Consider the following 13,275-nt stretch of genomic DNA (forward strand, 5'->3'; position numbering starts at 1 on the left):
GTCCTGAATCGCGGATACCATCCACCCTGCGTATGACTCAAAACCGCATGTGAGGTACATGTGGTTCATGTGTCAATGGAGTCGTATGCGGCTTGCTTGTCCTGTCTGTCGATTCTCCGGAGCACGCGGGTTTCGCCGACGGGGCCCGTGACGGTCACTTCTGGACCTGAACTGTGCAAAGAGGGCGGTGCGCGTGCATCTTCACGTGACGGGCAAGCCAACCCCGTGACATGACCCCGGGCCGGGACCCGCCCGGGGGAGCACGTCGAGTTCGACCGGAGGAACGCGATGACCAGGGACGTTGACAGCGGTAACGTGACCCGCTCGCCCATCGCGGTCGTGGGCTTGGCCTGCCGTCTTCCGGGGGCTTCGACCCCGGACTCCTTCTGGCGGCTGCTGTGCGAGGGCCGTGAGGCCATCACCCCGCCGCCGGAACGGCTCGGGTGGACCCCGCTTGAGCGGGACCACCGGTGGGGCGGCTACCTGGACCGCGCGGAGGACTTCGACGCCGCCTTCTTCGGAGTCTCCTCGCGTGAGGCGGTGGCCATGGATCCCCAGCAGCGGCTGATGCTCGAACTCAGCTGGGAGGCGGTCGAGAACGCGCGCACCGCCCCCGACAGCCTGCGCGGCACGAGGACCGGTGTCTTCACCGGGGCGGTCTCTTCCGACTACTCGCTCCTCCTGCGGGACACACCCGCATCACACCACAGCCTGACCGGCGGCCAGCGCGGCATGATCGCCAACCGCGTCTCCTACTCGCTCGGCCTGCGAGGGCCGAGTATGACCGTGGACAGCGGGCAGTCCTCTTCCCTGGTCAGCGTGCACACGGCGATGGAGAGCCTGCGCAGCGGCGAGTGCGACCTTGCGCTGGCCGGCGGTGTCAACCTCATTCTGCTGCCCGAGAGCACCGAGTACGTGGCCCAGTTCGGTGGCCTCTCGCCCGACGCCCACTGCTACACCTTCGACGCTCGCGCCAACGGATACGTCCGCGGCGAGGGCGGGGCCGTGGTCGTCCTCAAACCGTTCGACCGTGCGCTGGCCGACGGCGACCACGTTTACGCGGTCCTGGCCGGCGGCGCGATCAACAACTCCGGCCCCACCTCCTACCTGGCCCGACCCGAACCCGAGGGTCAGGCGGAGGCCGTGCGGGCGGCCCACCGCAGGGCAGGGATCGACCCCTCGCAGGTGGGCTACGTCGAACTGCACGGCACGGGCACCCCGGTGGGCGACCCGGTCGAGGCCACCGCGCTCGGCACGGTCTTCTCCGGGTGCTCCGGCGCCCTGCGGGTGGGCTCGGCCAAGACCAACGTGGGACACCTGGAGGGCGCGGCCGGGATCGTCGGCCTGTTGAAGGTCGTGCTCAGCCTTTCCCACGGCCTGCTGCCCCCCACCCGGAACTTCGCCGAACCCAATCCCGCAATCGACCTCGAAGGGCTGGGACTGGTTCCGCAGACCGTCCGGGAGCCGTGGCCGACCGACACCCCGCTGGCGGGCGTGTCCTCCTTCGGCATGGGCGGGACCAACTGCCACCTCGTACTGGCCCCGCCGCCCCGGCGCTCTCCGGACACACCCAACCCGGCCTCGGGGGAGGGCACGCTCGACCCCGTGCCCTGGGTCCTCTCGGCCCGTTCAGAGGAGGCGCTGCGCGCCCAGGCGTCGGTCCTGCACTCCTTCGTGTCCAAGAGGCCCGGCCTGCGACCCGAGGACGTGGGTTACTCACTGGCCGCCACCCGCACGGTCATGGAGCACCGCGCGGTCATCCTCGCCTCCGCGGGTAGCGGCACGCGCGAACTGGAGTCCGTCCGGCCCTCCGGCGCCCCGGTCATCGTCCGTGACGGACGTGGTCCGGTGCTGGTCTTCCCAGGACAGGGCGGGCAGTGGGAGGGCATGGCCCGCGCCCTCCTGGACGGCGACGGCCAGCTCGCCCGGGTCTTCGGCCGCAGACTCCGGGAGTGCGAGCGAGCCCTGGACCCCCACGTGGACTGGTCCCTCACCCGGGTGCTGCGCGGGGAGCCGGGGGCGCCGCGCTACGCCGGTCCCGGGGCCCGCGTGGACGTCGTCCAGCCGGTCCTGTGGGCGGTCATGGTGGCGCTGGCCCGGGTGTGGGAGGCCATGGGGGTGCGCCCCGCAGCGGTGATCGGCCACTCCCAGGGCGAGATCGCCGCGGCCCATGTGGCCGGGGTGCTGACCGTGGAGGACGCCGCCAAGGTGGTGGCTCTGCGCAGCCAGGCCCTCACCGCGCTCGGCGGCAGCGGGGCCATGGCCTCGCTCGGACTGTCCGCGGAGCACGCCCAGGAACTCCTCGACTCACTGACCGACCTCCACCTGGCCGCGGTCAACGGCCCCGAGTCCGTGGTGGTCTCCGGTAGCCCCGCCTCGGTGCGCGCCGCCGTGGACCACTGTGTGGACGCCGGAGTGCACGCCGCGCTGGTCGACGTCGACTACGCCTCGCACTCCGCGCACGTCGAACAGGTTCGCGAAACCCTGCTCGAACAGCTGGCCGACATCAGGCCGCGCCCGGCCCGGCTCCCGGTCCTGTCGACCCTGACCGGCGGGGAACTGGGTGAGGACGGGCCGGCCATGGACGCCCGGTACTGGTACCTGGGGCTGCGCAACCCCGTCCGCTTCGCCGACACCGTGGCCTTGGCCGCGGCCGACGGCCACACCGCCTTCGTCGAGGTCGGTCCGCATCCGGTCCTCGCCCACGGGATCGAGCGCGTGCTGGCCGCCCGCCAGGTGCGCGGCGCGGTCCTGGAGACCCTGCGCCGGGACCGGGGAGACCAGGCCCAGCTGCTGACCGCGGCCGCCCAGGCGTTCACCTCCGGTCTGGACGTGGACTGGGAGAACCTGTTCAGGGGGTCGGGCGCGCACCGGATCGACCTGCCCACCTACCCCTTCCAGCGCACCCGTTATTGGCCCGAGCGCATCCCGGCCGTGCGGACCGCGGAGGCCCCGGCGGAACCCGGAACCGTTGACGAGACGGTGTCCCCGGCGGGCGGCGGCACCGTTCGGCTGGTGGCGTCCCTGAGCGCCCGGATCCTCGAAGAGGACGGTCTGGACCCCGCGGACGAACAGCGCGCCTTCCGTGACCTCGGCTTCGACTCCATCATGCTGCTGGAGCTGGCCGACCTCGTGGAGGAGGAGACCGGGATCCGCCTGGACGACGCCGTCCTCTTCGAGCTGCCCACTCCGGCCGCGCTCGCCGGACACCTCGCCCGGGAACTGGGCGAGGAGCCGGGCGGGTCGGCACCCCAACCGGTGGAGTCCGCGCCGCGCACCCCGGCCGCCCCGGTCGGTTCGATGCCCGCGGTCTCCGGCGACGACCCGATCGCCATCACCGCGATGGCCTGCCGACTGCCCGGCGGGGTGCGCTCCCCGGAACAGCTGTGGCGGTTGGTGGAGGAGGGAACCGATGCCATCGGGCCCTTCCCGGAGAACCGGGGCTGGGACCTCGACTCGCTCTACGACCCCGAACCCGGCACCCCCGGGCGCACCTACACGCGCGAGGGCGGATTCCTCCACGACGCCGACCTCTTCGACCCCGGCTTCTTCGGGATCAGCCCTCGGGAGGCGGACGCCATGGACCCCCAGCAGCGGCTGCTGCTGGAGACCTCCTGGGAGGCGGTCAGGCGGGCCGGCATGGACCCCGCGAGCCTGCGCGGCCAGCAGGTGGGCGTGTTCGTCGGTGCGATGCCCACCGAGTACGGTGCGCGCCTGGCCGACCCGGCCAGCAGCACGGACGGCGGGTACCGGCTCACCGGCAGCACCCTGAGCGTGGCCTCCGGCCGCATCGCCTACGTGCTCGGTCTGAACGGCCCTGCCCTGACCATCGACACCGCCTGCTCGGGATCACTGGTCGCCCTGCACCAGGCGGCCGCGGCCCTGCGCCGGGGCGAGTGCTCCATGGCCCTGGCCAGTGGCGCGACCGTTATGGCCACCCCCGGCATGTTCCTGGAGTTCTCCGCCCAGCGCGGCCTGTCCCCGGACGGACGCTGCCGCGCCTTCGGTGCCGGGGCCGAGGGGACATCCTGGTCGGAGGGGGTCGGTGTGCTCCTGCTCGAACCGGCTTCCCAGGCGCGCCGCAACGGTCGGCCCGTGCTGGCTCTGCTGCGGGGCAGCGCCGTCAACTCCGACGGGGCCTCCAACGGCCTGACCGCCCCCAACCCGGAGGCCCAGGAGCGGGTGATCCGGCAGGCCCTGGCCTCGGCAGGGCTGGCCCCCGGTGAGGTGGACGCGGTCGAGGCGCACGGTACGGGCACCCGGCTCGGCGACCCCATCGAGGCCCGTGCCCTGATGTCGGTCTACGGTGGTGAGCGCGAGCACGACCTGCTGCTGGGTTCGCTCAAGTCCAACATCGGCCACACCCAGGCCGCCGCGGGGGTGGCCGGGGTGATCAAGACCGTGGAGGCGCTGCGACACGGACGCCTGCCCCGGACCCTGCACGCCGAGGAGCCCACCGACCGGGTCGAGTGGAAGGGCAGCGGTGTCCGGCTGCTGTCCGAGGGGGCGGAGTGGCCCGATACCGGTCGTCCCCGGCGGGCGGCGGTGTCCTCCTTCGGGATCAGCGGTACCAACGCGCACGTGGTGTTGGAGGGGGTGGCTGACGAGGGCGCCCCGGTCACGGTGCCCGACGACCCCTTCCGACGGTCCCGCCACTGGCTGACGCCGAGCGAGCCGGAGGCCCGACCGGCGGAGCCGGCGGCGCCACTGCTCGACGAAGGACTCACCCTGGCGGACGGGGGAGTGGTGTTCCGGGGGCGGATCTCCGTCGCGGACCATCCCTGGGCGGCCGACCACCGTGTGCTCGGCCGGGTGATGTTCCCCGGGACCGCGCTACTGGACCTGGTCGCCAGGGCCGGGCGGAGCGTCGGCGGGGACACCGTCGCCGACCTGGTGCTGGAGGCCCCTCTGATACTGGGCCGGGACGGGACGGCGGAGATCCAGATCATCGTCGCCGCTCGCGACGTGCTGGGGCACCGCGAGGTGAACGTGTACGCACGGCGCGGGGCCCGTGACGACACCCCGTGGATACGGTACGCCTCTGGCTCCGTGACCGGCGCGCACCCTGCCGATGCCGCCGCCGGAGACACCGCCCCGGAGACCGGCGATGACCTCGGTACTCTGCCGCCGGAGGGCGCCGAGCGGATCCCGGTCGACTACACCGACCTGCGCGCCCTGGGTTATGACTACGGTCCGGCCTTCCAAGGGCTGCGGTCGGCGCACCGGCACGGGGACGAACTCTTCCTGGAGGTCGGGCTACCGGACACCGCCGGTGGGAACGGGGCTTTCCACGGTCCTCACCCGGCCCTGACCGACGCCGTCCTGCACGCGGTGCTGCCCGGGGGCGATGCCGAGGTCCGCCACGGCCCCATAGTGCCGTTCGCCTGGACCGGGGTCCGGCTGGCTCCGGCCGGAGGAGAGGAACCTTCCCGGAGCCTGAGGGCGCGACTCACTCCGCTGGGCGACGACCGCTACCGGCTGCTCGCCACCGACAGCGGGGGCGTTCCGCTCTGGACCGTGGACGAGCTGGTCCTGCGGCCTCTAGACGAGGACGCGCTGCCCGAGCCCGAGCCGGGCGAACTCCCGGAACTGTACGAGCTGGTGTGGGAGCAGGTGGCACCGCCTTCGGAACCGGAGGCCGAGGGCCCGTCTCCCAGGCCCCTGCCCGCTCTTGGTGATCTGGACCCCCAGGAACCCGTACCGGCGCTGGTCTGTGTCGAACTGCCCGCCTCCGCGGTCTACGCCGAGGGCGACGCCCTGCCCGACGCGGTCCGGCAGGGGCTGGAATCGGCCCTGGAATCGGTCCGCGCGTGGCTGGCGGACGAGCGCACGGCTGACTCCCGACTGGTCCTGGTCACCTGGAGGGCGGTGACCACCCACCGCGGGGAGCCGTTCCCCGGGGTCGCCGCCGGTCCGGTCTGGGGCCTGCTCCGTACGGCCCAGCGCGAGCACCCCGGTCGTCTGGTGCTGCTGGACTCCGACGGTGCCGAGGAGTCCCACCAGGTGCTGGGCGCGGCGCTCGGACTCGACGAACCGCAGATCGCCCTGCGTGCGGGCACCGTCCTGGTACCCCGGCTGAGAAGGTCGACGGACGCTGCGGAGGGGGTCCTGGCCCCGCCCGGTCGTCTGTGGCGCGCGGACACCCGGAGCCCGGGCTCGCTGGACGCACTGGAGGCCGTGCCCTCGCCCGCGGCCGGGGCTCCGCTGGCCCCCTCCGAGGTGCGCCTGTCCGTCCGGGCCGCCGGAGTGAACTTCCACGACGTGGTCACCGCCCTGGGCGTGGTCGACGACGGTGTGGGGGTCGGCATCGAGGGCGCCGGGGTCGTCCTGGAGACCGGCGCGGACGTGATGGACCTGGCCCCCGGCGATCGGGTGGCCGGAATGTTCGACGGAGCCTTCGGGCCCTTCGCCGTGGCGAACCGCGCCCGACTGGCCCGGATACCCGAGGGGTGGACCTTCGAGCAGGCGGCGGCCGTCCCGGTGGCCTTCCTGAGCGCCTACCACGGTTTGGTGGACCTGGCCGCGGTGCGCCCCGGCGAGAGCGTGCTCGTGCACGCGGCCGCCGGGGGCGTGGGCACCGCCGCCGTCCAGCTCGCCCAACACATGGGCGCCAGGGTGTTCGGCACCGCCAGCCCGCACAAGTGGTCCAGGCTGGCCGCCTACGGCCTGACCCCGGAGCGGCTGGCCTCCTCCCGCACGCTGGAGTTCGAGTCCCGGTTGAAGGAGGCCAACGACGGTCGGGGCCTGGATGTGGTCCTCAACTCGCTGACCGGCGAGTTCGTGGACGCCTCGTTGCGCCTGTTGCGCTCGCCCAAGGACGGTCGCGGACCGGGGGGCCGGTTCGTGGAGATGGGCAAGACCGATATCCGCGATGCCGACGGAGTGGCGGCCGAGTACCCGGGTTGCACCTACGACGCGTTCAGCCTGCCGGACGTGGACCCGGAACGGATCGGCCACATGCTCGCCCGGGTGATGGAGCTGTTCGAGGAGGGCGCCCTCCACCCGCTGCCCACCACCGTGTACGACATCGGCGAGGTCCAGGAGGCCTTCCGCGCTCTCCAGCGCGGCGAGACCGTCGGAAAGCTGGTCCTGCGCATCCCCGCGCCCTTCCCGATCGAGGGCACGACGCTGATCACCGGAGGCACCGGAGGGCTCGGCCACCGCCTGGCCCGCCACCTGGTCACCGGGTACGGGGTCCGGAACCTGCTGCTGCTCGGCCGCCGCGGCCCGGACACCCCCGGCCAGGCGGAGCGGACCGCCCAGCTTGAGGCGCTCGGCACCCGCGTGGAGGTCGTCGCCTGCGACGCGGCCGATCGCGAGGACCTGGCCCGTGTGCTGGCCGAGGTGCCGCGGGAGCGCCCGCTGTGCGCCGTGGTGCACGCCGCCGGCGCCCTCGACGACGCCACGGTCACCTCTTTGACCACCGAACAGCTGCACGCCGTGCTCCGGCCCAAGGTCGACGCGGCGTGGAACCTGCACGAGCTCACCGACGATCTGGCGTCCTTCGTCCTGTTCTCCTCCGCCGTTGGGGTGCTGGGCAACCCGGGGCAGGCGAACTACGCGGCAGCCAACGCCTTCTGCGACACCCTGGCCCACCTCAGGCGTGAGGCCGGTAAGCCGGCCGTCTCGCTGTCGTGGGGACTCTGGGCCGGAGGCAGCGGGATGACGGGTCACTTGGACGGGGCCGATCTCGCCGCTCTCGGTCGGAACGGACTGCAGCCGATGCGGCCCAGCGCGGCGCTCGGCCTCTTCGACACCGCCCTTGCCCGAAACCCGGTCCACGCCGTGCCCGCGTGGCTCACCCCGGCCGCCGACGTCAGCGTCTTCCGAGGGCTGCTGCCCGAACCCGGGGCCGGGCCCGCCCCGGTCTCCGCTGCTGCTTCCGGAGCCGGGGGTGGGGCCGGAGCAGGTGAGCTCGGGGACCCCGCCGCGCGCTTCGCTGCCATGGAGGCGGGAGAACGGACCCGTGCCCTGCTGGAGGAGGTCCGCGCGCACACCGCCGTGGTCCTGGGCCACCGGGCCGAATCGGCGGTCCGTGTGGACCCCGACCGCCCCTTCACCGAACAGGGTACGGACTCCCTCACCGGCGTCGAGCTGCGCAATCGGCTCAGCACAGCGGTCGGTGTGCGAGTACCGGCCACGGCCGTCTTTGACCACCCCACACCCCGGGCCCTGGCCCGGCTGCTCGACAGTCTCGTGAACCCGGAACCCCCGGCTGAGACCGGGCGGACCGAGACGCCTCCGGCGGAGGACGGAGGCCAGGACGCCATCGATGCCATGGGCGTCGACGAATTGGTGGACCTCGCTCTGCGGGGACCGAGCGTATGACGAGGAGACTGGGGTTGAGCAGCGAAAGCGAACGCCTGGTAGCGGCACTCAGGACCGCGATGAAGGAGAACTCGCGCCTGCGTGCCGAACTGGAAGGCGGTTCCGTGCCGGAGCCGATCGCGATCGTGGGTACGGGCTGCCGCCTTCCCGGGGGTGTCGACACCCCGGAACAGCTGTGGGAAATGGTCTCCGAAGGGCGGGAGGCGGTCGGCCCCTTCCCTGACGACCGCGGCTGGGACCTGGCCGGACTCCTGGCCGAGGGAGAAGACGGCCGACGCGTCGACATGGACCGGGGCTCTTTCCTGCGGGACGTCTTCGACTTCGACCCGGCCTTCTTCGGCATATCGCCCCGCGAGGCCGAGGCGATGGACCCCCAGCAGCGGATCCTGCTCGAACTCGCCTGGGAGACGATCGAACGCGCGGGTATCGCGCCGGACTCCCTGGCCGGCAGCGACACCGGTGTCTACGTCGGGCTGAACCAGCAGGAGTACGGTCCACCGGTCCACCGGATGACCACAGACGGCCTCACCCTGACCGGGGTTTCGGCGAGTGTCGCCTCCGGCCGCATCTCCTACTGCCTGGGCCTGGTCGGTCCGGCGCTCACGGTGGACACCGCCTGTTCGTCCTCGCTGGTGGCCCTGCACCTGGCCGTGCGCGCCCTGCGCGATGGCGACTGCTCGCTCGCCCTGGCCGGGGGCGCCACGGTCATGTCGGGCCCCGGTACCCTCACCGAGTTCACCCGGCTGCGGGGGGTGGCCCCCGACGGCCGCTGCAAGGCGTTCTCCCGGGACGCCGACGGCGCCGCGTTCTCGGAGGGTGCTGGTCTGGTCGTCCTGGAACGCCTGTCCGACGCGCGCCGCAACGGCCGTCAGGTCCTCGCGGTGATCAGGGGCGGAGCGGTCAACCAGGACGGTGCGTCCAACGGGCTCACCGCGCCCAACGGCCCCTCCCAGACCCGCGTGATCGGCCGCGCCCTGGCCGATTCCGGTCTGGCCCCGGCCGACGTCGACCTGGTCGAGGCACACGGCACCGGGACGGCCCTGGGCGACCCCATCGAGGCCCAGGCGCTGATAGCCGCCTACGGCCGGGACCGCACCGAGGACCGGCCGCTCTGGCTGGGCTCGCTCAAGTCCAACATCGGGCACCCGCAGGCCGCCGCCGGGGTGGCCGGGGTGATCAAGACGGTCGAGGCGCTACGCCACGGCGTCATGCCCCCCACCCTGCACGCGGACCGGCCCACCACCCACGTCGACTGGGACGGCGGGATCCGACTGCTGCACGAACCGCGCCCCTGGACCGGCGGTGACCGGCCGCGCAGGGCCGCCGTCTCCTCGTTCGGGATGAGCGGCACCAACGCCCACCTGATCCTGGAGCAGGCCCCCGACCCCGGGGGCGCCGATCCCAAAGCCCGCGTTCCGGAGAAGGACGCTTCGTCGGGCCGCCCGTGCGCGGCCTCGGTGACCGGGGCCACCGCCTGGCCGCTGTCCGCCCGCACCCCCCAGGCCCTGGCTGCCCAGGCCGTGCGGCTGCACGAGCACGCCCGCGCCCGGCCCGGCCTCGACCCGGCGGACGTCGCCCTGTCCCTGTCCACGATCCGGTCGGCGCTGGAATACCGGGCGGTGGTCGTCGGCGGTGACCGCGACCAGCTCCTCACGGCGCTGTCCTCCCTGGAGACGGGGGCCCCGGGGGCGACCACCGCCACCGGCCGGGCCCGTCCCGACCGGCGCCCCGTGTTGGTCTTCCCCGGTCAGGGCGGGCAGTGGGAGGGCATGGCGGTCGAATTGCTGGACTCCTCGTCCGAGTTCGCCCGGCACATGGCGGCCTGCGAACGCGCTCTTGCACCCCATGTCGGGTGGCGGCTGGCCGACGTGCTCCGAGGCGCTGACGGCGCGCCCTCCCTCGACCGCGTGGACGTCGTCCAGCCCGCACTATGGGCGGTCATGGTCTCCCTGGCCCGGCTGTGGATGGTCCACGGACTGACCCCGGCCGCCGTGGTCGGGCACTCACAGGGAGAGGTCGCCGCCGCGCACATCGCCGGTGCCCTGACCCTGGAGGACGCGGCGAAGGTGGTGGCCCTGCGCAGCCGTGCCGTGCTCGACCTGGCCGGAACTGGGGCGATGGCCTCGGTCGCCAGTCCTGCGGCGGCCGTGCGAGAGCGCCTGGACACGTGGGCGGACCGGGTCGTCGTGGCCGGCGTCAACAGCCCGTCGAACACGGTCGTGGCGGGCGAAGCCGAAGCCGTGGCCCAGCTGGTCAAGGAGTGCGAGGCCGATGGTGTCCGAGCCAGGATGATCGCCGTGGACTACGCGTCGCACTCGCCGTCCGTGGACGTCCTGCGCAACCGGATCGAGTCGGAGCTGTCCGGGATCGCCCCCGAACGGCCGGGAATCCCCCTGTACTCCACCCTGACCGGCGCTCTCCTGGACGGGCAGCTGCTCGACGCGGCCTACTGGTTCCGGGGCCTGCGCGAACCCGTGCGCTTCGCCGAGGCCACCGAGGCCCTGGTCGCCGCCGGACACGACGTGTTTGTCGAGGTCGGGCCGCACCCGGTGCTGACACCCTCGGTCCAGGAGACCGCCGAGGCCGCGGGGGCCGAGGAGACGGTCGCCTTCGGCACCCTGCGCAGGGACGAGGGCGGGCCGGTCCGCTTCCTGACCTCCCTGGGCCAGGCCCACAGCCACGGGGTAGACCTCGACTGGACTCCGCTCTTCGGTCCGGACGCCGCTCAGGTCGCCCTGCCCACCTACGCCTTTCAACGCCAGCGCTACTGGCGGCCGGGCCCCGGTGGCGACCGGGCCCGGGAAGACGCCCACGACTCTTCCTCCGGAGCCGGTTCCGGTGCTTGCGCCGACGAGTGGACCTACCGCGAGGAGTGGGTGCCCGTCCCGGCATCCGCCGAGGCCCCCACTGCCCCGCCCGCTCAGACAGCCCTGCCGGGTGCGGCCGGTGGCCGGGGCACCTGGCTGCTGGTCGGCTCCCGGCTCGGCCCGGCCCTCCGGAGCTGTGTTTCCGCCCTCGAGGCGCGCGGCCACCGCACGCGCGTCCTCGACCTGCCGGACGGTGCTGGGCGCGAGGCCGTGACCGCCCTGGTCGAAGGCGCCCGGGACGGTGCCGGGAGTATCGCCGGGGTCCTGCTGACCACCGCCCTGGACCGGGCACACGGGGACACGGATCCCGGAGACACCGCTCCCGGTGAGGTCGCGCCCCCGTCCGAAGCGCCCGCCCACCGGGACGCCGTCCTCGTTCTCCAGGCCCTGCTCGGCACTGGGACCGACGCGCGGCTGTGGTGCCTCACCAGCGGCGCGGTCGACAGCGGGTCCGGGGCGAGCGATCCCGCCGCCGCGCTGCTGTGGGGCTTCGGCCGGGTGGCGGCCCAGGAGCACACGGACCGGTGGGGCGGTCTGGTCGACCTCCCCGACCCCGACGACGCGGAGAGCGGGGCCGCCCTGGCCACGGTCCTGACCGGTGAGGCCGCGGTCGGCGAGGACCAGCTCGCGGTGCGCGGGCGGACCCTGTCGGCCCGGCGGCTCGCCCGCGTCCCGGTCAGCGGGACCGGGATCCGGGACTGGAGGCCCTCGGGTACGGCCCTGGTCACCGGTGGTACCGGTGGCCTGGGCGCGCACACGGCGCGCTGGCTCGCGGCGCGAGGTGCGGAGCACCTTCTTCTGCTCAGCCGCCGCGGTCCCGACGCCCCGGGCGCCGGGGAACTCACCGCTGAGTTGCGCGCGGCGGGTGCGGAGGTCACCCTGGTCGCCTGTGACGTCGGTGACCGGGCCCAGCTCGCCGAGGCGCTGTCCCGCATCCCGGAGAGCCTCCCCCTCACGGCGGTCTTCCACACCGCCGCGGAACTGGACGATGCCCCCGTGGCAGACCTCGGCCCGGAGTCCATCGGCCGTGTCCTGCGCGCCAAGGCGGACGGAGCCGTGCATCTGCACGCGCTCACGCGAGGTCTGGACCTGTCGGCCTTCGTGTTGTTCTCGTCGGTGGGTGCCGTCTTCGGTGTGACCGGCCAGGGCAACTACGCGCCCGGCAACGTCTTCTGCGAGTCCTTCGCCCACTACCGCCGGTCCCTGGGGCTGCCCGCGACATCGATCGCCTGGGGCGCCTGGAAGGGGGCCGGGATGGCCGGTCGCGAGGCGGTGGCGGGTCTCCTGAGCCGACACGGACTGCCCACGATGGAACCGGCACCCGCGGTGGAGGGGCTGCGCCGGGCCCTGGACCACGATCTGACCGCGCTGGCCGTCGCCGACATCGACTGGCCGCGTTTTCGGGTGGCCTTCACCGCGAACCGGCCCAGCCCCCTGATCACCGACCTCGCCTCGGCCGGGGCCGGGGCGCCGTCCGGCCAGACGGCCGGTTCCTCCCCGGAGACGGTCGTCACTGACCTGCGGACCCGGTTGTCCGGTGCGGCACGGGCCGAACGCGTCCGCGTGCTCACCGAGCACGTGTGCGAACACGTGGCGGCCGTCCTCGGATACGGATCAGGCGGGGCCGTTCCGGCCGACCGCGGCCTGAAGGACCTGGGCATGGACTCGGTCACGGCGGTGGAACTGCGCAATCGGCTCTCCGCGCTCACCGGGGTCCGCCTTCCCCCGGCGGTCGCCTTCGACCACCCCACCTGCGCCGCACTGGCCCGACACGTCGAGGAACGGGTGTTCGGCAGCGCGGAGCAGGTCGTCCTGGAACGCCTCGACGGACTCGTCGCCGCCTTTGACGAGTTCAAGGGCGAGACCGGGGGCGGATCCGGTGCCGCCGGGGCCTCCGCCGTCGCGGACCGTCTCCGTGCTCTGCTACTGCGCCTGGAGCCGGATACCCCGACCCTTCGGGAGCCGGGGTCGGACGACCCCGACCTGGAGAGGGCCTCCAGGGAGGAGCTCTTCGCGCTCATCGACGAGACCCTGGGCGACTGATTCCCACCCGGGGCGGGCGTACCCCGCCCCGGGTGAC

At 73.4% G+C, this 13,275-nt stretch carries 2 protein-coding genes; both read left to right on the forward strand.

Annotation, left to right across the window (positions count from 1 at the left end):
* Window positions 1-288 precede the first annotated feature (288 nt).
* Window positions 289-8,328: a type I polyketide synthase gene (locus D457_RS0117480; RefSeq protein WP_017581971.1), complete on the forward strand. Its 8,040-nt coding sequence runs from the start codon at window positions 289-291 to the stop codon at window positions 8,326-8,328.
* A gap of 14 nt (window positions 8,329-8,342) precedes the next feature.
* The gene (locus D457_RS0117485) at window positions 8,343-13,238 is read left to right on the forward strand and encodes a type I polyketide synthase (protein ID WP_026116742.1); all 4,896 of its coding nucleotides are present in this window, start codon (window positions 8,343-8,345) and stop codon (window positions 13,236-13,238) included.
* Window positions 13,239-13,275: the final 37 nt, after the last annotated feature.

Origin of the sequence: Nocardiopsis valliformis DSM 45023, assembly GCF_000340985.1 — a bacterium.
Classification (GTDB): Bacteria; Actinomycetota; Actinomycetes; order Streptosporangiales; family Streptosporangiaceae; genus Nocardiopsis; species Nocardiopsis exhalans.